Raw genomic sequence first — 23,340 nt, forward strand, 5'->3', positions numbered from 1 at the left:
ACGCGCACCGAAGACGCGCACGGAAGGCGTGTACGGAAGGCGTGTACCGAGGGCGGGGACACGTGCACCGAAGAGAGCGACGTGCACCGAGTACAGGCAAGTGGACACATGCACCGCCGACTTGAAGTGGCGACATGCATCGACGGGCCCCGGCGGGGCCGATCGATGATCGAACGAGAGAGGGGGTGACCATGGCACGCGACAAGGCAATTCCCGGCTCCGGAGCCGATTTCGAAGCCGGTCCCGGTTCTGATTCCGGTTCCGATTCCGGCCCCGGTTTCGGCATCGATGCCGAGTTCGACCTCGACCTGGAACGCGCCTTCCGGCGCCGGCTCGACGACGAACTGGCGCACCAGGGCAGCCGTTCGATGGCCGAGGTGGTGGCCCGCGCGGCCTCCCGGGGGCGACGGCGCGTCCTGATCCGTACCGGTGGCATCGTGGCTTCGGTGGCTGCGGTGGTGGTCATCGGAGGGGCGGCCACGGTCGCCGTGGACAACGGCGACGCGGCTCCCGAGCAGGTGGCGACACCGGCCTCGGTGGCGGCCCGGCCGAACTCGGCGACCGCCGACGGCCGGACCGACCTCGCCCGCACGGCGATTGCCCGGGACCTCGGTGAGGTGCTGACCGGCCTGCTGCCGGAGGGGAGTTGGTCGGCGGTGCGGATCGGCTACGACCCCGACACCGGCATCTCGGCCGAGGTGACCCGGGAAGGCGCCTTCGGGTCGGGCGGGGTGGTTTCCGTGTCGTTGCGACCCGGCGATTTGGCGGACTGTCCCAGCACTTTGCAGACCCCGGCCGAGCGCACGGACGAATTCGGGCTCAAGCACAGCATCAAGTGCGTGGCACCGGGACGGGACGGTAAGCCGCTCGCGATGGAGACCGTGCTCGGTCCGGACGGCGTCTTCCGGGCCCAGGGGCGGCACGTCGCGGTCGGTACGACCGTGCTCCGGCTGATCTGGGCCAACGGGCCGCTGGACGGGAAGATGCCGCAGAACGCCAAGCCGAGACCGCCGCTGACCGACGAAGAGGGTGCGGAGATCTCCCGGAGCGCCCGTTGGGAACCGGTCGCCCGGCGTCTTCCGGAACCCGGCGTGGGGGCGGGGTGAGCCGGCGCGGTACGGGCCGTCGGGCCAAACCGCGTGCCGCCGCCCGCAGCGGCGGCCACGCCCGCTCCGCCGGTCGCCCGCGCGTCGTACGTCGCGCGATGTTCGGCGTGGGCGCGATGGCCGCGGCGTTATGCGTGATGGCGGTGGTACTCGGGATCTCCGGCGGTGGCGCGCCGGCCGTCGACATCGGCGCCACTCCGGTGCCGAGCGCCCGAGCGCCCGAGTCGATACCGCTGCCCGAGCAGCCGTCGGCCCAGCGAGACCTGCCGGTTCGGGCATCCGCGTCGTCGGATCCCGACACGCAGGCAGGGCTGCGCTTCCCGTTGGAGCCCACCCTCAGGCTCGGTGGGCGGTTCGTCACCGTGCCGGGCAGTGACACCGGGCCGGCCGCGGACAAGCGGTTCACCTATCGGGTGGAGATCGAGGAGGGCCTCGCACTGGACGGCACGCTGTTCGCCGCGATGGTGCAGCACACCCTCAACGATCCGCGCAGTTGGAGCCGGGACTCCCTGGCCTTCGATCGCACCGACGGAACGACCGCGTCCTTTGTGGTGCGGCTGTCCAGTCCCGGCACCCTGCACCGGATCTGCTCGCCCATCGTGGGTGACACCAGCAGGTCCAACGTGTCCTGCAACGCCAACGGAACGCCGTGGGTGATGATCAACGGCTGGCGCTGGGCCCAGGGTTCGACCGCGTACGGCGACGACATCCGCGGCTACCGGCAGATGCTGATCAATCACGAGGTCGGCCATCGGCTGGGCCACCAGCACAGCACCCGATGCGGTCCGGGCGGCCTGGCGCCGGTGATGATGCAGCAGACCAAGAGCCGCGAGGCGGGCAACGGCAAGGTGTGCGGCGCCAATCCGTGGCCGTATCCCACCGCGGGCTGACCCGGTCGGCGCGCCGGACGTCGGTTTGCTCCAAGACGTCCGGCCGCCGGTCCGCAACGGTGGTCCCGCAAGCCACCGCTTCGGGCGCGGCAACGGAGAGTGGGATCGACGTGCGCGGCGGCGGCCGGCGGCGTCGGCGCCCGCTCGACCCGGATGCGCTCACGATCCGGCCGCGCTCGATCCGCCGCGCCCGATGCCGACGCGATCGGTCCACGTGCGTTCGATCCGAGTGCGTTCGACTCAGATGTGTTCGCTGATCAGGATCGCGGACGTGTCCGGGGCCAGCGCCTCGAAGATGTGCGGGGCATCGCCCGGGTAGGTGATGTAGTCGCCGGGCGCGAGTTCGACGGGGGCCTCGATCGGGCCGACCAGAGCACGGCCGGTGGCGAGCACCACGTGCTCGGTGGTGCCGGGCGTGTGCGGTTCGGAGGCGCGCGGTGCGCCGGGCTGCGCGACGACGCGGTACAGGTCGCGGCGGGCGTTGGGCGGACACGTGGCGAGCAGGGTGGCGGCGTAGTCGGCCTGCTCCGAGTGGGTGACGGGCCCGTCACCGGCGCGGATCACCCGGACGCTGGAGCGCGGTGGGTCCACGAGCCGACTCACCGGTACGCCGAGGGCGACGGCCAGGGCCCACAGCGTCTCCACGCTGGGATTGCCGAGGCCCGCTTCGAGCTGGGACAGCGTGGACTTGGCGATCCGGGCCCGCTTGGCCAGTTCGGTCAGCGACAACCTCGCGCGCTCGCGTTCGCGCCGTACCGACACCGCGATCAGCATGATCGGGCCGGCAGCCGGCGCAGGGGAGGGCTCGGGGGCGGACGACGGGGTGTGGCGGGCCAAGTGTTCGCTCCAGACGTCGTTTCGTTCGGCTTGACGAACGGGCAATGCTTCGTTCACTGTACCGGACATGCGTTCGTCATACCGAACACTCGATCGCGGCACTGTCCGCGACATCCTCCTGGTCTGCGTCGCCGATGCCGTGGTCGGTGCCTCCTTCGGCGCGATCGCCGTCACCGGCGGCCTCGACCCATGGGTACCGATCGTCATGTCCGTGCTGGTATTCGCCGGTGGTGCCCAGTTCGCCGCCGTGGGCGTGGTGCTCGCCGGCGGCAGCCCGGTGGCCGCCGTCCTGGCCGCCCTGGTCCTCAATGCCCGGCTGCTGCCGTTCGGCTTCGCCGTCGCGGACGTGCTCGACGATCGGCGACGCCGGTGGACCCGACTGGCGGGCGCGCACCTGATCACCGACGAGACGGTGGCCTTCGCGCTGCGCCACACCGACCCGGCGCGGCGCCGGGCGGTCTTCCGGCTGTGCGGAATAGCCCTGTTCGTCACCTGGAACCTGGCCGTCGCGGGCGGTGCGGTGGCCGGCACCGGCCTCGGCGACCCCACCGCACTGGGCCTGGACGCGGCCTTCCCCGCCGTACTCCTGGCCCTTGTCCTACCCGCTCTCCGTGACCGCGCCACCCGCACCGCGGCCCTCCTCGGCGCCACCATCGCCCTCGCCGCAACCCCATACCTGCCACCCGGCGTACCGGTCCTACTCGCCCTCCTCGGCCTGACCCCCTATCTGCGCCCACCTCGCCCGACCTGGCCCGACCAGCCCGGGGGGTCGGCCTGATGCGGGTGCCGGGCGCGAGCCGCAGGTGGTTCGGGCGGATCCACGGGGCTCGTGGACGGCCACGGGAACCATCCGGCCACCGCGCGCACGGGCCGACACGGCCCGGGAGCGGTCCTGATGTGCCTCCGGGCGCAGGCCGCACGCGGCCCGACGCCGGGCGATTCCCCTCCGGAGTCGGCCCGATGCCGCTGCTCGACGTGGCCGTCGCGCTTGCCGGCACATCGTCCCGGCGACCGCCCGGCACACACCGTTTCGACCGGGAGTCCTCCTGATGCCACTGTTCGCCATCGCCGTCGTCGCCGCCGGGACCTACGCCTTTCGCCTGGTCGGCCCACTCTCCCGAGACCGCGTACACCTGCCCGAGCGAGCGCACCGACTGCTCGGGATCGCTGCCGCCGTGCTCCTGATCGCCCTGGTCGGCGTCGGAACCTTCACCGAGGGGCACGACTTCGCCGGCTGGTCCAGGCCGGCGGGTGTACTGGTCGCCGGCGTCCTGGCGATCCGCCGGGCGCCGTTCCCGGTGGTGGTGGTTGCCGCGATCGGTACGACGGCGCTCCTGCGCCTGGCCGGGGCCTCCTGAGCAAGTGTTCTTCGGCCGAGTGCCGTCCCCTTCTCGTGACCGAAGCCGACGACCCGCCACCGACGATCTGCACAACGGACCGTGAACGATCGCTTGCCCGACACTGTGTCAGCCGGGAGACGGCGGCCCCGGTCGGTGGCGGCGTCGGCAGGCATACGGGCTCGCGATCCCCGTCGGCCTCGGCGAAGCCGGCCGCGCGCCCGGGCGCAGGCACTTCTGTCGCCCACCGCGTCGTCGGCGTGGCCCGGTGGGTTCGCGCCGGCCGTCGCGTTCGTGGGTGTCGTCGTGCCGGGGCGAGGCGCCGGAGGCGCGTTAGCATCGACCGCATGCGCATTGTCATCGCGGGTGGGCACGGGCAGATCGGGCTCCGGCTGGCGAAGTTGCTGGCCGGACGCGGGGACGAGGCGGTGGGGCTGATTCGCCGCGCGGCGCAGGCCGACGATCTGGTCGCGGTGGGAGCCGAGCCGATCATTTGCGACCTCGAAGCGGCTCCCGTCGAGGAGTTGGCCGAGTACCTGGCGGGTGCCGACGCCGTGGTGTTCGCGGCCGGCGCGGGACCGGGCAGCGGCATCGCCCGCAAGGACACCGTGGATCGAGCCGCCGCCACGCTATGCGCGGATGCGGCCGAGCAGGTCGGCGTGCGGCGCTTCCTGGTCGTCTCGGCGATGGGCGTCGACCACGAACCGCCCGCCGGTACCGACGAGGTGTTCGCCGCCTACCTCCGGGCCAAGGGCGCGGCGGACGCGGACGTGCGGGCTCGACCCGAGCTGGACTGGACGATCCTGCGCCCCGGCCGACTCACCGACGACCCCGGCACGGGGCTGGTCACCCTCGCCGAACACACCGATCGAGGAGCCATTCCCCGCGACGACGTCGCCGCGGTTCTGGTGGCCCTCTTGGACGAACCTGCCACGGCCGGCCGCAGCTTGGACCTGATCGACGGCAAAGCCACGATCCCGCAGGCAATCACCACCCTCACCCGATCCTGACCTCCGCAACCCCCGGAACCATCCGCCGACTCGCCCCGGGCAGGAGCGGGGCCCAACGTCGGCCGGCACGCCCCATGCCCGGGTGAGCGCCCATCGCCCGGTTCGACCGCCTCGTGCAACTCGCTCGCCCGGGCCGCTCCGACACCGGCCGACCACGCGGCCTTTCCACGAAGCCGCCGATCACAGCCGGATCGGCCGATCCCGGGCCCGCTTGGCTGGTTCGGCGACGCGCCGGGCCGGCCCGGTCCCATGCGCCCGCCCCACCTCCCGGCCCGGCTGCCTGTGCGGCGAATCATGTTCCGAAGGTGGGGCCGGATCGTGTCTGCGCCCCCTACGGTGGCATGCCATGAGGGTCCTGGTCATCGGCGGCAGCGGCTTCTTGGGCAGTGAGCTGGTACGCCAGGCCACGGCGGCGGGGATGGAGACGGCCGCGACGTTTGCCACCCGGGCCGGCTCCGCCACGGCTGCCCGGTGGTATCGCCTCGATGTCCGGGAGGCCGAGGAGGTGGCTCGGGTGATCGCGGACGTGATGCCCTGTGCCGTCGTCAATGCATCCAGCGGCCTGGCCGACTGGCCGGTCACCGCCGAGGGCGCGATTCGGGTGGCGATGTCCGTTGCCCGACAGGGTTGCCGCCTGGTCCACGTCTCCAGCGACGCGGTGTTCTCCGGCGCCCGGATCCACTACGACGAGACCTGCCCGCCAGACCCCGTCACCCCGTATGGCGCGGCCAAAGCCGCAGCCGAGACGGGGGTTCGGCTGGTCGCTCCGCACGCCGTGGTGGCTCGCACCTCGCTGATCATCGGCGACGGCGGATCCGCGCACGAACGCCTCGTACATGCCCTGGCCGCCGGCACCCGCGGCGGCGTGCTGTTCACCGACGATGTCCGCTGCCCCGTGCACGTCGCGGACCTGGCCGCCGCTCTCTTGGAGTTGGCGGGATCCGAGGAAGGCGGCGTGCGGCACGTCGCGGGAGCGGACGCGCTGAGCCGCCATGCGCTCGGTGTGCTCATCGCCCGCCGCGATGGGCTCGACCCCTGCCAGCTTCCCGTCGGACGACGCGTCGACGCGGCCATGCCGGGCGCACTCGACGTTCGCCTGGACAGCCGTGCCACACAAGGGCGACTGGGCACCACCCTGCGAGGTGCCCGGGAGTTCCTTGCGGTGGGAGCCTAGGTTCCGCACGGCGGATCATCTGCGGAGCCGGAGTCGGATCGCCGCAACGATGACGGTGGCGTGGAAGACGTGGGCGCGTTCGTCGTATGTCGAGCCCCCCGCCCCGCCCGGCGCCGTCCTGCCATTGCGTGGCCCCGTCGTTTCGTGCATCGGGTAGCGGTGGCGGGTCGATCGATGGAGCGGCAAACGTGATGGTTTGGCCGACTCTGTGGAGGATTCGGGCGCATCATGGGGCGAAGGAGGCGGGATCGGGGAGAAGTCCCGCTCTGTTTCGGGGGGATTCGATGGAGGTTTGGCCACCGCCTGCGTGGAGGAGGACCGATCGGCGGCGGCGTCCGTGGCGCGCGGCGCTCGTCGCCGTGTGTACCGCGTGTGCGCTCTTGCTCGGTGCCGCGTCCGGTTGTGAGGATCCGAAGGTGTCGAAGGTGCTCGGGGTCGTGGCGGGCGACCCGGGTGCGGATCCGTTCTTCTCGGTCAACTTCGGACTGGACACCCTCGGTTTGCGCCCCAAGGTGTCCGCCGCCAACCTGTCCGGCGACACCCCGGGCCTGTTCGGCGGCACCAACAAGGCGCGGATCTGCGACAAGGAGCAGCTGATCCGGTTCCTCGGCCTGGCCGCCAACCTGGTACCGGCGACCCGGTGGATGAAGGTCCTCAAGATCGCCGGTACGCCGGCCATCCGTGCGTTCGTGGCGCGGCTTACGCCGGTCGTACTACGGACCGACACCCTCGTGCGCAACCACACGCTCAAGAACGGCGCGCTGGTGGCCTTCGACGCCATCCTGCAGGCCGGTACCGCCGTGTTGATCGACGAACACGGACAACCGGTGGTCAAGTGCAACTGCGGAAACCCGCTGGCCGAGCCGGAGAAGGACCCCGGCCGCGTACGCCTGGACACCACCGACGCCGGCTGGAAGCGGACCGGATCCAAGCCCACTGCGGTAAAGAAGGCCAAGCAGCCGGTGAAGACGTTCGTGATCACCGACCCGATCCGGCCCGACCTCGCCGTTGCCCGGCCACCCGGGAGCGCGGGAGACCGCGACGCGCCCACCGCGACCCCGCCGCCGCTGCCCGAGCGGGGCAAGAAGGCGACCCCCACCGGGTCCACCGGCACCGCCGCGGTCACCGGCCCGACCGGAAGCGCCTCCTCGACATCGAACTCGAAGTCCACCTCCACCTCGACCGGCAGTCGGCGGCCGACCACCCCCGGAGGCGCAGGCGGCAAATCCGCCGAACCCGGGAGTCCGGCAGCCGCGTCGATCGCCCCCGCGCTGCGCTGACCGTACCGCCGCAACGGGCCGGCCCGGCCCGGAAGCCGGGCCGGGACGCCCCCGCCGCACCGACCTCAGGCCGCCGGTATAGCCAAATGCCGTCGCAGGAAGTCGAGTTGATGCAGGAGCAGCTTTTCGAACAGGTTCTCGTCCGACGGTGCGTGACCGGTGTCCGGCAGCAGCAACACCTCGTGCGGCCGTCCGGCGGCGAGCAGTTCGCCGGACAGCCGCAGGGTGCTCGCCGGGAACACGTTGTCGTCGGCCAGGCCATGAACCAGCAGCAGGGGTCGACTCAGCCGCGCCGCCTCGAACAGCGGCGAGCACGCGGCGTAGCGTTCGGGGTGTTCGTCGGGTAGGCCGAGGAAACGCTCGCGCCAGTGTGTGTCGTACAGCCGCTGATCGCTGACGCCTGCCCCGGCGATCGCCGCGTGGAACACGTCGGGTCGCCGCAGTACCGCGGCCATGGCCAACATCGCGCCGAACGACCAGCCTCGGACGGCCACCTTGCTTGCATCCAACTCCCTTCGGGTGGCCAGGACTTCGGCCAACGCGGCCACCTGATCGGCGAGCACCGGCCCGAGGATGTCCCCGTACACCTCACGCTCCCACGCGGGCCCGCGCCCGGGTGTGCCGCTGCCGTCCGTGATCAGTACCGCGAAGCCCTGCTCGGCGAACCACTGCGACACGAAAGCCATCGGGGACTGCTGGGCGGTGACCCGCTGGAGGGCCGGGCCGGCGTACGGATCGACCAGCACGGGCAGCGGCGGCGTATCCCGGCGGTGCCACGAGGGCAGCAACAACTGGGTTTGCAGGCTGCGTTCGGTGGTGGTGAAGCTGGTGGCGCGCAGTCGCAGAACCGGGTCGTGTGCCGACGAGTGCACGGGGACGGCGGTTCCGCCCGGGCGCCGGGCCACCGTACGGGCACCGGGTCGGTCGGAGGTGCGCGCGGTGTGGATCAGGGTCCCGGCGCGGCGGACGGCGGTGTGTACACCGGGTTCGGTGTCCAGCCGGCGCGGCTCGGTGCCCGGTCGCCAGGTCCACAGCTGTACCTCGGTCGGTTCGCCGGAAGCGCCGAACAGCACGTCGTCGCCGTCCACGCCGAACACCTCGCGGACATGCAGCCCCGGCGGGGTGACCGGGACGCCGTCCAGGGTCAGCCGTCGGGTGCCGTCCGCGTCGCTGTGCGCGACCAGCGCGCCGGACTCGGTCCGCACCGGGGTACCGGGCAACAGGTGTACCCAGTAGGGGTCGTGCTGCTCGGCGAGCGGGCGGGTGCGACCGGTCGCCGGGTCCACGGCCAGGGTGCGCACGGTGCGCTGGTCGCGGCTCTGCACCGCGGCCAACGGGCCGAGGGCATCCCAGCCGGCATGCGTCAGGTATTCGAACTCGTGGTGGTCCCGATCTACTTGCGTGTGCTCTCCGGCGATGGTGACGAGCCGCAGGGTGACCTGCGCATTGGCGCCGCCGGCCACGGGGTAGCGCAGCGTGCGCGGCGGCGAGGCCGGGCGGGTCGGGTCCGACACGTGCCAGTTCGGCACGGCGCTCTCGTCCACCCGAGCCACCAGCAACCGAGTGCCGTCCGGGGCCCACCAGTAGCCGCGCGATCGGCCGATCGACGCGGTCGCCGCGTACTCGGCGACGCCGAACCGCACGTGCGCGCCGTCCGGTTCGGCGAGCGCCCGATCGTTGGACCCGACAACGTCGATCACCCGCAACGCGCCGTCGGCGAGGTAGGCGATCCGCCGACCGGTCGGGTCCGGTCGGGGGTCGAGCACCGGGCCCTCGACGGGCAGCCGCCGGGTTCGACCGGTCGCGACCTCCACCACCCACAGGCCACTGGGCAATGCGAACGCGGCAAGGCCCGCCGCGTCGTCGCCGGCGTAGCCGGTGATCCCGGACTCGCCGGCCGATCCGGGCAGCGCGGCCGGATCCACGAGCAGCCGCTCGGTCGCCGAGTCCAGGTCCAGGTGCCACAGGCAGCCGACCGGGTCGTCCCCGGATCGACTGCGCAGGAACAGCACCGAGGCACCGTCCGGGGACACGGTGAACGCGGTGGGGATACCGGCGGAGAAGCGCCGGGTACGTACGAATTGGCGGGGCAACTCGATCGTCGACATGCCGCTCAGGCTGACCCCGACCGACCGACCTCTCCACACTTTCGCGGAGCAGCGAAACCTTGGTCGGCAAAAGCTCGGTCGGCGGGATCCGGGCGGGTGAAACCGTCGGCGCGCTCGCGCAGTTGCCCAGCCGCGCCTACCCGCCTGCGCATCTGCCCGGGACCGCGGCCGCCGAACGGCCGAGGCCCGTTGCGGCTTGATGCCTCGCGCGGCGTCAGCTCGTGAGGCCGCCCACCAGAGACGTCACCGCGGTGTTGAGGGCGTCGGACGCGTTGGGGCCGGTGCCGGCCGGAGCCGTCGGGTCCGAGGTGTTGAGTGCGATGTCCTGGGAGGTGTCGGCGTTCGCGACCGGTGCGGCGAGCGTGGCGGCGCCTGCGGCCAGCAGGACGGCGGCGAGAATGCGTCGAGTGTGCGTCATGCCATCCTCAACGGCGATACCGCCTCACGGGCTACGCCCTATCACCCACTCGGACCTGTCCGCGCCCGGCCGGACCGCACCTGACCGGCACCACCCCGGCCGGCCCAACCCCTCCGCCCGGCCGCGCACGCCTCGGTCCGACCGCCCTGCCTCCGGATCCATCCCACCTCGCGAGCCTGCGCGAAAAGCCTTCGACAACCCCCGCACGTCGGCTGTTACCGTGGCCCGCATGTCTACGCCCCGAATCTCCTAGCAACGGGACCCGCTTACACGTCACCCGTGTGTCCCTTTGCTGTTTCGGAGCGTTATCCCATGATCACCCTTCGTGGTGTCGACGTGCGCGTCGGCGCCCACCTGCTGCTGTCCGACGTCGGCTTCCATATCGCCCCCGGTGACCGGGTCGGCCTGGTCGGCCGCAACGGTGCGGGGAAGACCACCCTGCTCGACACCGTTGCCGGCCGCATTCCACCTGCGGCGGGCACCGTCACCCGCACCGGCTCGCTCGGCTACCTGGCCCAGGATTCCCGCGTATCCGACCAAAGCGTCACCGTCACCGACCGGATCCGCTCCGCGCGCGGCCTGGACCGGGCGGACCACGCGCTGCGGGCTGCCGAGGCCGGGCTCGCCGACGCGGTGGACCCGGCCGCGCTGGAGCGGGCGATGCGCGCCTACGTCCGAGCCGAGGCCGAATTCCAGGCCCGCGGCGGTTACCCGGGCGAGGCCGAGGCGGCCCGGGTCGCCGCCGGGCTCGGGCTGCCGGAACGTGTCCTCGACCAGCCGGTCGGCGCGCTTTCCGGCGGGCAGCGACGCCGCGTGGAACTGGCCCGCATCCTGTTCGCCGACCACGGCACGCTGCTGCTGGACGAGCCGACGAACCACCTCGACGCCGACTCGATCGCCTGGTTGCGCGGTTTCCTGGTCGGCCATCGAGGCGGCCTGGTGCTGGTCAGCCACGACACCGCGCTGTTGGCCGCAACCGTCAACCGGGTCTTCCGCCTGGACCCGCACCGCGCCGCAGTCGACGTGCACAACACCGGATGGTCCGGCTACCTCGCCCAACGCGACGCGGACGAACGCCGACACACCCGCGAACGGGCCAACGCCGAGCGCAAGGCCGCCTCGCTGCACGCCCAGGCGGACAAGATGCGCGCGCACGTGGCGACGGCCGTGGCCGCACGGAACATGGTCCGTCGCGCGGATCGCATGTTGGCCGAGCTGGAACCGGCCCGGCGTGCCGACAGGGTCGCCCGGATCCGGCTGCCCGAACCGGCCCCCTGCGGGCGCATCCCGCTCGGCGCGATCGCGCTTACCAAGTCCTACGGCGACCACCGGGTGTTGACGGACGTCGACCTGGCCGTCGACCGGGGCAGCCGACTGGTCGTCCTGGGCCTCAACGGCGCGGGCAAGACCACCCTGCTGCGCGTCCTCGCCGGGCGCGAGACGCCGGATCGAGGTCGGGTGGTGGTCGGCCCCGGTCTGCGTCTGGGCTACTTCGCCCAGGAGCACGACACGCTGGACCTCACCCGTTCGGTCCGGGACAACCTGGCCGCCGCCGCCCCGCACCTGAGCGACGGTGAAGTGCGGCAGGTGTTGGGTGGGTTCCTGTTCACCGGGGGCGACGCGGACAAGTCGGCCGGGGTGCTGTCCGGCGGCGAGAAGACCCGGTTGGCGTTGGCGGGCCTGGTCCATTCGGGCGCCAACGTGCTGTTGCTCGACGAGCCCACCAACAACCTCGACCCGGCCTCCCGGGACGAGGTGCTCGCGGCGGTCGGCGACTATCCCGGTGCGATCGTGCTGGTCACCCACGATGTGGGCGCGATCGAGGCACTGCGCCCGGACCGGGTGCTGCTGCTCCCGGACGCCACCGAGGACCTGTGGCGCCGGGACTACCTGGACCTGGTCACGCTCGCCTGACCGGCCGGAGCGGCCTGACCGGCCGGAGCGGTACGGACGGGTCCGGGTACGCCCGGGCCCGCCCGTCGTTTCACACCCGAGGCGCACGACGCGCGGGCCGCGCGGCAGCGACGGATCGAAAACGCGCCGGCGCGGCGGTGATCGGGTCGCCCACCCACCCGCCGCGCCGACCCCATCGCAGTGTGCTCTAGCCGACGAACTCCCGGTCTCCGTAGTGGATCGTGGCCTTGGACCAGTCGCCGCCCAGGGTGCCGACGAAGCGCTGGACCAGGCCCGCGTCCGCACGGTCGGCGACCAGGATCAGCTTGCCGCCACGCACCGTGACCGACCCGCCGAACAGACGGTCGCGCGCCTCGGGGTCGGCGGCCAGACCGTCGTGCAGGCGCTGTACGTCCACGCCCGGCACCTCGACCTCGATCGCGTCCGCGCGCGGCGAGTCGATACGCAGGTATTCGAAGGTCAGCACCGACTCCTGGGCGAAGCGTTTGCGCAGCACGTCCGCGACGTGGTTGAGCTGCGCGGCGTCGATGTCGTCCACGTCGAAATCGCGCGAGCGTTCGTAGGTGGTGTTCTGCAGCTCGCCGGACCAGAACACGCCGTCGAGCAGCGAGGACTTCTCCGGATCGGAGCCGTGTGCGCGGATGATCGCGCGCACCTCGCAGGCGAACCCGTTGAGTCGGGTGTTCAGTCGCGGGTCGTTGGGGTCGCTGATCACCGCGGTGTTGTCGGTGACGAAGATCTCCGCCTCCGGCAGGTGCCGGCGGGTGTGTCCGGGCGACGCGTCGGCCACGCACGCCGGGCTGTGCGAGCCGGCGGCGACCGCGGTCCGGGCGCCGCCGGCTCCGATGGTGATGCCGAACGCGAGGACGAGGGCTGCCGGCCAACGCTTCATCGAGGTTCCCCCTGGGTGGTCGGGCGCTGCGAACGACAGCGGTGCCGAACGCCCATGGCGACGAGTCACCCTGAGCGTTCGGACCGGAGCGAATCGAACGCGTCACATGATCACGAAGCAGTCAACATACCGGCGCGTCGCCGACACCGGGCAAATTCTCGCGCCGCTGCCGCAGTGCAAGAAGTCGAGCCGGCCCGTCACTTCCGTGCCTCGAAGAGGGACTGGAGATCGGTGTGCAGGTGGTCGAGTGCGCTGCGGTACAGCTGGGGTCCCACGGAGACCCGGGCGACACCGATCGCCCGAAGCTCGTCCAGCGACCCGCCTTTCAGTGGAAGGCCCGCGTTCACCGGCGCACCGACCTCGGCGATGACGGCCCGGAGGTCGTCCGGCCCGGCCCCGGGAGGGAACACACAATCGGCGCCGGCCGACCAGTACGCCTCGGCCCGGCTGATCGCATCGGCGCGCTTGTGATCCTCGGCCAGAGGCGAGGTGGGGAAGAAGGAGTCGATCCGGGCATTGATGACCAGCGGCACCCCGACGCGGTCGGCGGCCGCGCGCATCCGCGCGATGTAGGCGGCGTGAATATCGACGCCGATCAGACCGCCGTTGGCGTGATCACTGTCCTCGACGTTGCAGCCGACGACTCCGATCCCGCTCAGCAGTTCGACCAGCTCCTCCGGTGCCATCCCGTAGCCGGCTTCGGCGTCGACGGTGACCGGCACCTCGACAGAGGCTGCGATGCGTTGGGCGACGAACATCATCGCCTCGCTCGGGGCGCCCTCACCATCGTCGTAGCCCAGAGCGGCGGCGATCGCGTTGCTCGCGGTCGCGACCACCGGGAAGCCCGCGCCGACGACGGCGCGGGCGCTGCCCACGTCCCAGGCGTTCGGCAGCACCAGCGGAGTGCCCGGGACGTGCAGGGAACGAAGCAGCTCGGCCTTGTCGGCCTGATCGCACACGGCGGCCTCAGTCGACAAGTGCGCCGGCGGACAGATTGGCGATCGTTGCGGTCATGGCGCCGGCTCGATCCGAAGCCAGGAACGCGGCCGTCTCTGCGATTTCGGCGAGCGTAGGCAACCTCTTCAAAAGCGTTCCCTGCGCCATCCCCCCGCCTTCGAGCAACTCCTGGACCGACTGCCCGGCCGCTGCCGCGATCGGCTTGAAGAGGTCCTTGGTGTAGGAACCCGCCGCCGGCGCATCGACCACAGCGTGCGGACGGATGCAGATCACCCGGATGTTGGCGGGAGCCAGCTCCGCGGCCAGAACCCGCGAGAATGCCTCCTTGCCGGCCGCGCTCACGCTGTGTCCCAAGATGCCGCCCACGGCCAGTTTGGAACCCGGCTCGGACAAAGTCAGAATGACGCCGGGACGCTCGCGACCCATGTGCGGTGCCACGGCCTTGCTCGTGATGAACAGCGTCCGCAGAAAGCCGTCGATCGGCCGCATGAACTCCTCCAGCGAAAGGTCCGCCAGCACAGTCCCCTGGTCGTGCATGACGCTCACGGCGTTGAGGGCGATGTCGATGCTGCCGGCCGTTGCCGCGATCGCATCGGCGTGCTTTTCGACCGCTTGCTGATCGAGAACGTCGACCTGCGCGGTCTCGACTGATCCGCCCGCGGCGGTGATGTCACGCGCCACGGCGTCGAGCTTCGCCTGCGTACGCCCGGCGATGAAGACCCGCGCGCCTTCTCGGGCGAATACCCGTGCGATCGCGCCGCCGATGGCGCCCCCGCCCCCATAGATCACAGCGTTCTTGTCACCGAGCAACAATCCACTCATGTGTGTCCTCCGAAGGTGATTGGTTCTTCAGTCGCGTTTTTGACGCTGGATCTCTTCCGCGATGCGCTTGATGCGGTTCAGTCGCGCATCCCAGGTCTTGCCGACTTCATTCAGTTGCCGGACGGCGCGGCCGAGCTGTACCTCGTCGACTTCGTAGCGCCGCTCGCGGCCCATCGGTGTCGCGTGCACGAGACCGGCGCGATCGAGGACGCCCAAGTGCTTGGTGACCGCCTGGCGCGTGATCGGGAGACGATCGCTCAGGCTGGTCGGCGTACCGACTCCGTCCGCGAGCAGCAGGTCGAGCAGGCGACGCCTGATCGGATCGCCGATCGCCGACCACAGTTCGTCGTCGACGGCGACGGTCATTGCGCCACCACGGAAGCGGCGTAGCTCTGCAGTCGGGGCAGGAACATGTCCCACCCGCGCTCGTGGTCGTGGAAGGCCTCCTCGAGCACAGCGGCTTCCCAGCCCTTCTCCCGCCAGCCGCTCTCGGTCAGGCGCACGATCGTGCCGTCACCGGAGGGCTCCAGCTCGAAGGTGATCAGGAGGGAGTTGTCCGCATCGGGCAGTCGACCGTCGGGAGCGATCCAGCGGATCGCGAATGTGTGGGGCGGATCCACCTCGACCACCGTGATTTGTTCAACCGCGGCGCGCTCGCCCCACACCAGTTCGCCGACCGAGCCCGGCGTAGGCTCGAACGACGCGTCGTCGGGCCACCACATCCTGATGTGCTCGGGACGACTCACCACGTCGAACACGATCTCCGGTGACGCGTCGATGCGGATCTCGCGTTCCAACTTTCCGAACTCCATCATGGACCTCCAATAAGCAACCATCGGTTGCACATGACTCTAACGATGGGGTGAGCAATCCGCAACCTTATGTTGCGTGATGACCGCGAGCTCGACGCGGGGGAGCATTCGACCAGGCGCAGGCGACCTCGGATCGACTGAGCCGAGCACTCGATCCGGATCACGAACTCTGTTGATTTCAGGTCGAGTTGCACTGCCCGGTAGCCCTGGACGCGGCCGGCCGCGGGCCGATCGCCGGAGGTCACCCGTCGACGACGAGGTGGTGTCCGGGCGCGGGCACGGACGTGAATCGGGGCACCGCCGGGAGGTCGTTCCCGGCGGTGCCCCGGTTCTCATTCGTCCGTGTCGCGATGCGTCAGTCCGTGGTGACGGTGACGTTTTCCGCCTGCGGGCCCTTCGGCCCCTGGACGACATCGAATTCCACCCTGGCGTTTTCCTCCAGCTGGCGGAAACCCGAGCTTTGGATGGCCGAGAAGTGCACGAACACGTCCGGGCCGCCGTCGTCCTGCTCGATGAAGCCGAAGCCCTTGTCCGCGTTGAACCACTTCACCTTGCCTGTAGCCATCGATCCATTCCTTCACCTGATGCCACGACGTGTCGTGGGGGACGCGCCGGCCGGAGCCTCGTCGCGACTGCGGCCCCCGAGATTTCCCGCCCCACCACCGGCGAAACACCCGCCCGGCCGGCGGCCGGGCATGCTCAGGCGCGCCGGCCCGCCGAGCGGTGGCCGGCGGCCTCGTCGAGCAGATAGGCCGGGCTCCGGGTGCTCTCGTCGTGATCGTCGTAGTAGCGGTGGTACACCGGTGTCAGGCCGCCGGAGACCGGGGGCACGATCCAACTCCAGTCCGCCGGGCACGTGCGGCCCGCCTCCGCCTCGCGTTCGACGTGCCGCAGGAAGCGGTCGGATTCGGTGTGGTGGTCGGTGATGGTCGCGCCGGCCGCGTCGAACGAGTGCAGCACGGCGCGGTTGAGCTCGATCGAGGCCCGATCCCGCCACAGCGTGCGCTCGCTGGAGGTGTCCAGGTCGAACAACGCGGCGATCGCCGGGAGCATGTCGTAGCGGTCCGCGTCGACCAGGTTGCGGGCACCGATCTCGGTACCCATGTACCAGCCGTTGAACGGCGCCGCACTGTAGGAGACGCCGCCGATCTCCAGGCGCATGTTGGAAATCGCCGGGATCGCGTGCCAGCGCAGGCCCAGGGCGGCGAATCCGGGGTGTTCGGGGTGGGTGAGCGCGATTTCCCGGACCGCGTCCGGCGGCAGCGTGTACGAGTGCAGCCGGCCGTCCGCGCCCTCGATGATCAGGGGCAACGGGTCGAAGTCGGTACCCGCGCCGCGCCAGCCGAGTTCGTGAGCGAGCTCGGTGACGCCCAGGTTGCGGCCGTCGCCCACGAGCGCGCCGTCCGCCCGGCGATAGCCGGCGTAGCGGATCAACTGCTCGTTCCAGATCCGCACCCTCGGCCCGGTGGGGGCGTCCGGCGCGAACACGGTGATCGTCGGCCGGATCCGGCCGCCGCGCCAGGTCTCGCGCAGGTGTCCCGCGCACTGGGCGGCGACCTCGTCCGGCCGGCTCACGTGCCGGCGGTCCCGGACGACCAGGCTGTTCCAATACAACCGGCCGATGCATCGGGCCGAGTTGCGCCAGGCGACCCGGGCACCCCAGACGAGTTCGGCCGAGGTGTGGATGTAGGTGCCGGTGTCTCGGATTTGCTCGACGATCTCGCGCCGACGAGCGTCCCGATCCACCGGTGACCCGGTCTCCCGATGGAAACGTTCGAGGAACGCGAGGGCTCGGGCGGGGTCCACGGCGCCCTCGGGAGGGGCGTCGGGTAGTGCGGACGAGGGCTGCGGGGCGGGGACTTGGGGGTGGTGTGGTACGGGACACGACGGCTGGTCGCCGCGGATCCGGGTGATGCTGTGCTCGGTCAACGCTCTCCTGGGAACCGGCTCGGCGCTGCGACCGGGGGTCGCGGGAGCCTGTTTCGGGTCTGGTGGGGGTACGAGCCGGCGGCGGCCCGCGGGTCAGCCCGGCGCTTCCGCGGCCACCGGGACGGCCGGCTGGGCCGCGTCATCGGCGGAGTACGCGCCGACGACCGGGTCATGGTGGATCTGTCGCTTGCTCAGGCCGAGTCGGCGCAGCACGCGGGCACTGTCCAGCACCATCGCGGGCGGCCCGCTCAGATACGCGTCGCAGTCGTAGCGTGGCCCGTACTCCCGGACCACGTCGGAGACGCCTCCGCTGATCCCGGCCAGGGTCAGGTCGTCGAGCGCCGGACGCACCCGCAGCCAGGACACCCGCTGGGACAGTCGCAACAGGTCCTCCAGCCCGTACAGCCCGCTGTGCGCGCTGGCGCCGTAGAACAGGTCGACAAAGCGATCGGTGCCGTAGTAGGCCAGTTCCTCGACCATCGCCTTCAGCGGCGCCAGGCCGGTACCGCCCGCCACGCACAACACCGGATTGGGCGCCAGGTGATCCACGACCATCTCGCCCATGGCGGCGCCCAGTTTGATGCGATCGCCCGGTTTGGCCTTGTGTACCAGGGCGTTGCTGACCCAACCCGCGGGCACCGAACGCACGTGGAAGGTGAGCAGGCCGTTCGGGCCTGGCGCGTTGGCGATCGAGTACGCCCGCCACACGCGCGGCCACCACGGGGTTTCCAGGAACGTGTACTGGCCCGCCCGGTAGGGGAACGGTATGTCGGGGCGCACCGTGACCAGGGCGATGTCGTCGGCGGGCTTCTCGTGCGAGACGATCTCCGCGGTCCAGTGCGGGGGGTTGGTCAGGGCATCCTCGTCGGCCGCGCCGATCATGATGCCCGCGGCCGCGCCGTACGCACGTACCCAGGCGTTCTGTACCGCGTCGTTCCAGGTGTCGCCGCTGAATCGCGCGAGCGCGGCGACCAGGCACTCGCCGACCAGATCGTAGTGTTCGGCGATGACGTCGAATTTGCGATGGTCACGACCGAGTTGGCCGAGGAATCCGGCCAGTGCCGGAGCATTCTCCAAGTCGCCGACGATGCGGATCAGCGCGTGCAGCAGGCGGTCGCGCTGGACGTCCATCGCCGGTGGGAACAGGTCGCGCAGGTCGGGTCGGCGAAGGAACAGCAGTGCGTAGAAGTGGGACGTGACATCCGCGGCCCGGGGGGCGACGACCGCGAGATTTTGTCGGATGATTTCTGCGTCTTGAGATTCCAAAATCGGCCCATCGGTAGCCCTTCCGCATGAGGGTTGTCCGGCCGGTTCCGTCGAAAGTCCTTCACGGAACATCGGCGGCCGGAACACGATCATGGGGTTGTCGTACCGGCGTCAAGTCGAAGGCCCGGTTCCGGTTATGGATCGACAGAAGTCCCCTTTGCGACTTTTGATGCCGTTTCACCCGGCACTCTCCGCAGCCATACGGTCACGTATGGCAGCGATGAAATGCCTGGTGGGAGGGCGAATTCAAGCCGGCGCGGGGCGCGCACGACGGCCGCTGCGAAGCCCCGGACGGACCGCCGCACGACGGGGTGAGGTTCCTTGGACGCGGGCCCGAGGCATGGGATGAAATCGGGCGGAGCGCCCGGTCCGGGACGACGGTGAGGACCGATGCCCGAGACCTCGGTTTCCGTCGGCCGGCCGGCCGACGCCGGCAAGGCCACCCTTGCGCACCGGCTCGGGTTGGGGTTGGATGCGGTGGTCCCGGATACCGGTCTGCCGAATCGAGCCGCGGTACACGTCACACGGCACACGTGTTGTTGCGAATGCCGCCGAGCGCGGTGGAGTTGCCGGCGATGGAGTTCGGTCCGGCGCGGATGTCGAACGCCGACCGGGGAGTTCCGGCATGCCCGACGACGGCGTCCGGTGCGGCGGCGAGGACGTCACGGACATCGACTCCACCCGGATGACGTCGACCGACGTGCTCTCCCGGGTGGAGCAACGACTGCGCGATGCCGCGACGGCCCGCCCCGAGGTCAGTCGAAGGCGATCTCGCCGTGGGCTCGGGCCAGGAACCGGTAGCCGGCGCCGTTTGCCTTGATGCCGGCGCGCTCGTCCTCGGTGAGTTCGCGCTTGACCTTGGCCGGTACGCCGGCGACCAGGACGCCGGGCGGTACGCGCGTGCCCTGGGGCACCACGGCCCCGGCGGCGATCAGGGCGCCCGAACCGATGTGGGCGCCGTTGAGGACCGTGGAGTTCATGCCGACCAGGACGTCGTCCTCGATCGTGCAGCCGTGCAGCACCGCGTTGTGGCCGACGGACACACGCGCGCCGATCACGGTCGGGAAGTCCGGGTCGCTGTGCACGGTGCAGTTGTCCTGGATGTTGGTGTCCGGACCCACCGCGATCGATTCGGCGTCGCCGCGCAGCACCGCGCCGTACCAGATGCTCGCGCCGGCGGCGAGCGTGACGGCACCGACCACCGTCGCGTTGGCGGCGACGAAGGCGGCGGGATCGATCTGCGGCTCATGCCCGCCCACGGCGGCGATCAGCGGGTTCGTCATGGTCCTCCTTGTCGGTGGGCGGACCACGGCAAGGCCCGTCGCGAGCGAACTCTAGTGCGGGGGACTCGGGCGCCGGATCGCCGAGATGGGGTGGGCCCGGCCGGGGGTGAGGCTGGGTCGGGGCGGAGGCGATGAGTGGCGGGCTGCGGGCGGCGGGCGGTGTGGTGCGGGCCGGCGGGTCCGGCCGTGGGCCGCTCGCCTCGGGCCGGGTGTGCTGCCCTGTGTGGGTGGGACTTGTGCTGTGGGCATACTGGCGGGATGGTCGATGCGCAGGGGTTGGCGGGGATGGGAGCCGAGCGGCTTCGCGGCATGTGCCTCGAGTTCAATGGGGCCGTGGAGGAGTTTCCGTTCGGGCGGAATCCGGACCTGTCGACGTTCAAGGTGGGCGGGAAGATCTTCGCGTTCTCGACGCTGACCGATCCGCCACCGTTGCGAGTGAGCCTGAAGTGTGACCCGGAACTCGCCATCCGACTACGTGCCGAACACCCGGCGATCGCCCCCGGCTACCACCTGAGCAAGCGGCACTGGAACACCGTGACCCTGGACGGCTCGCTGCCGGAGACGATGGTGCGCGACCTGATCGAGGACTCCTACGACCTCGTGGTCGCCCAACTGCCGAAGCTGCAACGGCTGAAGCTGGACTGGCCCGGACAACGACCGGAAGAGGCGTAGCCGCTCCGGGCCGACCGAGTGCGACCGGGCCGTGGCCGAGTGCTCGATTTCCGATCGAGGGCTCCTGATCCCTGGGCCCCGACCGCGGGCGAGAGGCGAGACCTTGGGACCGAGCCCCATGTCGCCCGGGGGCCGGCTCCGGTACGCTCGGCCGGATGAATCCGGTTCGCCTCGTCGCACGACTTCATGTCGATCTACAGCGCGTGGCGACCGCGGTCTGTCCGGATTCCCCGCGCCGTACCTGATCGGCGCCCGTTTTACTCTCTCGCCGCCGTCGAACGCCCGTCCGCTCCCGTCAAGTCCGGCCGACCGGTGATTACCGATCTCCGGCCGCGCCGCTCGGCGCGCGATCGACGAGCCTTCGCGACGGCGCTTCCTCCATTGCCGCGCATGTCCTGACATCCCGTCACGCCCCGGTGCGCATCACGCGCGCCCGCCCGGGCCCGGTCGAGGCGTCGGCGTGCCGTACCAGGCCGCCGGGATGAGTCTGATGAGTACGCGATTCCATTGGTTCCTGCCCACTTCCGGTGACGGCCGCCAGGTCGGCGCCGCCACCACCACCGTCGGCGCGCTCGCGCACACCCACCCGGCCGACCACGCTCGGCTACCTCGCACAGATCGCTGCGGCGGCCGAACAGGCGGGTTTCGACGCGGTGTTGACCTCGGTCGGCGCCGGTTGCCCCGATCCGTGGATCGTCTGCTCGGCGCTGATCGAGCGAACCAGCACGCTGCGCTTTCCGGTCGCCTTCAGGCCGGGCTTCGTGTTGCCCACCCTGGCCGCGCAACAGGCCCGTACCTTCGCCGAGTTCTCCGGCGGCCGGCTCGCGGTGAACATCGTCACCGGTGGCGACCCGCACGAGCAGCGCGCCTACGGTGACTTCCTCACCCACGCGGATCGCTATGCCCGCACCGGTGAATTCCTGGCCGTACGGCGCCGATCGTGGGCCGGTGAACCGTACGGTTTCGACGGCACCCACTACCGGGTCGAGGACGGCCTGACCACCGTCGGCGCGAGCGCGAGCGCCGACCCGCCGATCTACTTCGGCGGTGCGTCACCCGCGGCCGAGGACGTGGCCGCGCGCTTCGCCGACGTGTACCTGCTGTGCGGCGAACCGGGCCCGGCCGTTGCGGAACGCGCGGCGCGGGTCCGGGCGAAGGCCCGGGCACAGGGGCGCGAGCTGCGATTCGGCCTGCGCGTGCACGTGATCGCCCGGGACACCACGGAGGCCGCCTGGGGCGAGGCACACCGCCTGCTCGACGGCATGGACGCGGCCCGAATCGCGGCCGCCCAGGCGCGGTTCGCCGCGATGGAGTCGGTCGGCCAGGCCCGAATGGCCGCGCTGCACGGCGGCGACGCCCGAGACCTGGAGATCGCGCCCAACCTGTGGGCGGGCATCGGTCTGGTCCGCGAGGGCGCCGGCACGGCCCTGGTGGGGAGTCACGAACAGGTCGCCCGACGACTCGCCGAGTACGCGGCCCTGGGCATCGACGAGTTCATCCTGTCCGGCCGGCCGCACCTGGAGGAGGCGTACCGGGTCGGCGAACGCGTCGTCCCGCTGCTGCGAACCGACCCGAACCCGATTCCGCCCGCGCGTCCTGTCCGATGAGCCGGGTGGATCACGCCGCCCGAACCCGTGCAGAGCTTCGTGCATACCCACCCGCGGTGTGCCGATCGGCCCGGCCACGACCATTCGAGTGAACCAGGTGAGCCTGGAACCGCTCGTCCGCCACGCGGCCGTTGAGCTGGGGGTGGGTCGTGTGGTGGACGGCTGTGTGCGGCCCGGTGCCGCGCGAGCGGGCCTGGGGGGTTGCGTGGCGCGTGGAGGGCTGGGTGCGGGGCGCATGAGGGCATCTGCGGCAGTATGGCCGGTTGCCTGTCGCTACGTGGCCGGGTGCGTGCGGTGTGTGTTGTTGGTGGTGCGCGTCCACTCCGTGGCCGGGGTGTGGTCCGTTCGCTGCGCGCCGGGTTGCGCATTCGCCTCGCGGCCCGGCGGGCCGAACGGCCGGGGACGTCGGTGGGCTGGCCGTGGGCGGCCCGGGGCGCAGCGGTGTGGGGCCGGGCGCGCCGAGTGAACGGGCCGTGTGGGTGCGCCGTGTGATGCGTGGGCCGCGTTGGGATTTGTCGAACGGCAGGTTGTGGTGCGGCGGATCGAGCAGCGGAGGCGGGTGGCGCCGAGTGCCGGGTGGTGGGGCGGCCGGCTACCGAATTCCGACTCGGCTTGCCACTACGTGGAATCGGGCCGGGGCCGCTCGACGAGCCTTACCCGGCCACGGAGTCCGTTTCGGGTCTGTCGTAGCCGCCTTGTCCCGGTGCGGATTCAGCCCTCGATCGGCGCGGCGCACCGGTTTGGGGGGAAATCGCGCTGGTGAGCCCGTCCTCCCGCGGCTCCACGAGGGTTCCACCGGGCGCCGCTGAGATGGCCTGGCCTCGTGGTTGATTCCGGTGTCGGGCCCGTCCTTCCGCCGCCTGTGGGGGATTGCGGCGGGTGCGGGCGTCATGGGCCCTGTTCGGGCGTCGAGTCCGTGGTGCGGCGGGTCCTCCCCCGGCCAGTCGCGGAGCGCGGTGGATGCCGGTGTCCTGGGCCTTGTCGCACGGATGGGTCCGGTGCACTCTTCGACGCGCTTGATGACTT

23 protein-coding genes are annotated in these 23,340 nt (G+C 71.2%); 11 read left to right on the top strand and 12 right to left on the bottom strand.

Translation table 11 applies throughout. The features are described from left to right. The first annotated feature begins 191 nt into the window (after positions 1 to 191). Complete coding sequence (locus A3IC_RS0149880) at positions 192 to 1,106, top strand: hypothetical protein (RefSeq protein ID WP_158696433.1); 915 nt, start codon at positions 192 to 194, stop codon at positions 1,104 to 1,106. Positions 1,107 to 1,204: 98 nt separating this feature from the next. After that, entirely contained in the window at positions 1,205 to 1,996 is a 792-nt protein-coding gene (locus A3IC_RS61190) for a DUF3152 domain-containing protein (protein WP_020557551.1), read from the top strand. A gap of 240 nt (positions 1,997 to 2,236) precedes the next feature. Here A3IC_RS61190 and A3IC_RS0149890 read toward each other — a convergent pair whose 3' ends face one another. Further along, positions 2,237 to 2,770: a helix-turn-helix domain-containing protein gene (locus A3IC_RS0149890; protein ID WP_020557552.1), complete on the bottom strand. Its 534-nt coding sequence runs from the start codon at positions 2,768 to 2,770 to the stop codon at positions 2,237 to 2,239. A gap of 130 nt (positions 2,771 to 2,900) precedes the next feature. Between A3IC_RS0149890 and A3IC_RS61195 the strand changes: the two genes are divergently transcribed. From A3IC_RS61195 to A3IC_RS63740, 5 genes are all read left to right on the top strand, one after another. Then, on the top strand, positions 2,901 to 3,611 hold the full coding sequence (locus A3IC_RS61195; protein ID WP_020557553.1) for an AzlC family ABC transporter permease: 711 nt from the start codon (positions 2,901 to 2,903) through the stop codon (positions 3,609 to 3,611). Between the two features lie 271 nt (positions 3,612 to 3,882). Further along, positions 3,883 to 4,191 carry an AzlD domain-containing protein gene (locus A3IC_RS0149900; RefSeq protein WP_020557554.1) on the top strand — a complete coding sequence of 103 codons (309 nt, stop codon included), beginning with the start codon at positions 3,883 to 3,885 and terminating at the stop codon, positions 4,189 to 4,191. 326 nt (positions 4,192 to 4,517) lie between these two features. Further along, positions 4,518 to 5,180 (top strand): SDR family oxidoreductase, encoded by a 663-nt coding sequence (locus A3IC_RS0149905; protein ID WP_020557555.1) that lies wholly within the window; start codon positions 4,518 to 4,520, stop codon positions 5,178 to 5,180. Between the two features lie 346 nt (positions 5,181 to 5,526). Beyond that, positions 5,527 to 6,354: an SDR family oxidoreductase gene (locus A3IC_RS0149910; protein ID WP_020557556.1), complete on the top strand. Its 828-nt coding sequence runs from the start codon at positions 5,527 to 5,529 to the stop codon at positions 6,352 to 6,354. A gap of 416 nt (positions 6,355 to 6,770) precedes the next feature. Next, complete coding sequence (locus tag A3IC_RS63740; RefSeq protein WP_052174153.1) at positions 6,771 to 7,634, top strand: DUF6777 domain-containing protein; 864 nt, start codon at positions 6,771 to 6,773, stop codon at positions 7,632 to 7,634. 65 nt (positions 7,635 to 7,699) lie between these two features. Here the strand turns inward: A3IC_RS63740 and A3IC_RS0149920 are convergent, their stop codons facing one another. Together A3IC_RS0149920 and A3IC_RS0149925 are read right to left on the bottom strand one after the other, a co-directional pair. Beyond that, the gene (locus A3IC_RS0149920) at positions 7,700 to 9,742 is read right to left on the bottom strand and encodes a S9 family peptidase (RefSeq protein ID WP_020557558.1); all 2,043 of its coding nucleotides are present in this window, start codon (positions 9,740 to 9,742) and stop codon (positions 7,700 to 7,702) included. A 214-nt stretch (positions 9,743 to 9,956) separates the two neighbouring features. Next, positions 9,957 to 10,160, bottom strand: coding sequence for a hypothetical protein (locus A3IC_RS0149925; protein WP_020557559.1), 204 nt, complete (start codon positions 10,158 to 10,160; stop codon positions 9,957 to 9,959). A 312-nt stretch (positions 10,161 to 10,472) separates the two neighbouring features. Here A3IC_RS0149925 and A3IC_RS0149930 point away from each other — a divergent pair, with 312 nt between their 5' ends. Continuing rightward, positions 10,473 to 12,074 carry an ABC-F family ATP-binding cassette domain-containing protein gene (locus A3IC_RS0149930; RefSeq protein WP_020557560.1) on the top strand — a complete coding sequence of 534 codons (1,602 nt, stop codon included), beginning with the start codon at positions 10,473 to 10,475 and terminating at the stop codon, positions 12,072 to 12,074. A gap of 187 nt (positions 12,075 to 12,261) precedes the next feature. On the opposite strand, the gene A3IC_RS0149935 is transcribed toward A3IC_RS0149930, so the two are convergent. The 9 genes from A3IC_RS0149935 to A3IC_RS72860 all read right to left on the bottom strand — a co-directional run bounded on the left by A3IC_RS0149935 (position 12,262) and on the right by A3IC_RS72860 (position 20,035). Next, a complete protein-coding gene (locus A3IC_RS0149935) occupies positions 12,262 to 12,966 on the bottom strand; it encodes a hypothetical protein (protein ID WP_020557561.1) in 705 nt (234 codons plus the stop codon). Between the two features lie 197 nt (positions 12,967 to 13,163). Then, complete coding sequence (locus A3IC_RS0149945) at positions 13,164 to 13,925, bottom strand: isocitrate lyase/PEP mutase family protein (protein WP_020557563.1); 762 nt, start codon at positions 13,923 to 13,925, stop codon at positions 13,164 to 13,166. Between the two features lie 7 nt (positions 13,926 to 13,932). Beyond that, entirely contained in the window at positions 13,933 to 14,745 is an 813-nt protein-coding gene (locus tag A3IC_RS0149950) for an SDR family NAD(P)-dependent oxidoreductase (RefSeq protein ID WP_040878838.1), read from the bottom strand. 27 nt (positions 14,746 to 14,772) lie between these two features. Further along, on the bottom strand, positions 14,773 to 15,111 hold the full coding sequence (locus tag A3IC_RS0149955; protein ID WP_020557565.1) for an ArsR/SmtB family transcription factor: 339 nt from the start codon (positions 15,109 to 15,111) through the stop codon (positions 14,773 to 14,775). Beyond that, entirely contained in the window at positions 15,108 to 15,560 is a 453-nt protein-coding gene (locus A3IC_RS0149960) for an SRPBCC domain-containing protein (protein ID WP_020557566.1), read from the bottom strand. The genes A3IC_RS0149955 and A3IC_RS0149960 overlap by 4 nt, the downstream gene beginning before the upstream one ends. A 352-nt stretch (positions 15,561 to 15,912) precedes the next feature. Further along, complete coding sequence (locus A3IC_RS0149965) at positions 15,913 to 16,122, bottom strand: cold-shock protein (RefSeq protein ID WP_020557567.1); 210 nt, start codon at positions 16,120 to 16,122, stop codon at positions 15,913 to 15,915. A 134-nt stretch (positions 16,123 to 16,256) separates the two neighbouring features. Then, positions 16,257 to 17,363 (bottom strand): nitric oxide synthase oxygenase, encoded by a 1,107-nt coding sequence (locus A3IC_RS0149970; RefSeq protein WP_020557568.1) that lies wholly within the window; start codon positions 17,361 to 17,363, stop codon positions 16,257 to 16,259. A gap of 216 nt (positions 17,364 to 17,579) precedes the next feature. Continuing rightward, a complete protein-coding gene (locus tag A3IC_RS0149975) occupies positions 17,580 to 18,752 on the bottom strand; it encodes a globin domain-containing protein (RefSeq protein WP_020557569.1) in 1,173 nt (390 codons plus the stop codon). A gap of 755 nt (positions 18,753 to 19,507) precedes the next feature. Next, complete coding sequence (locus A3IC_RS72860) at positions 19,508 to 20,035, bottom strand: gamma carbonic anhydrase family protein (protein ID WP_020557571.1); 528 nt, start codon at positions 20,033 to 20,035, stop codon at positions 19,508 to 19,510. 285 nt (positions 20,036 to 20,320) lie between these two features. Here A3IC_RS72860 and A3IC_RS0149985 point away from each other — a divergent pair, with 285 nt between their 5' ends. From A3IC_RS0149985 to A3IC_RS61205, 3 genes are all read left to right on the top strand, one after another. Next, positions 20,321 to 20,707 (top strand): MmcQ/YjbR family DNA-binding protein, encoded by a 387-nt coding sequence (locus tag A3IC_RS0149985; protein ID WP_020557572.1) that lies wholly within the window; start codon positions 20,321 to 20,323, stop codon positions 20,705 to 20,707. A gap of 155 nt (positions 20,708 to 20,862) precedes the next feature. After that, entirely contained in the window at positions 20,863 to 20,952 is a 90-nt protein-coding gene (locus A3IC_RS73995; protein WP_425387412.1) for a putative leader peptide, read from the top strand. A 282-nt stretch (positions 20,953 to 21,234) separates the two neighbouring features. Then, positions 21,235 to 22,314: an LLM class flavin-dependent oxidoreductase gene (locus tag A3IC_RS61205; protein WP_245599993.1), complete on the top strand. Its 1,080-nt coding sequence runs from the start codon at positions 21,235 to 21,237 to the stop codon at positions 22,312 to 22,314. The last annotated feature ends 1,026 nt before the right edge of the window (positions 22,315 to 23,340 follow it).

The sequence above is a fragment of the Embleya scabrispora DSM 41855 genome, assembly GCF_000372745.1.
Lineage (GTDB): Bacteria > Actinomycetota > Actinomycetes > Streptomycetales > Streptomycetaceae > Embleya > Embleya scabrispora.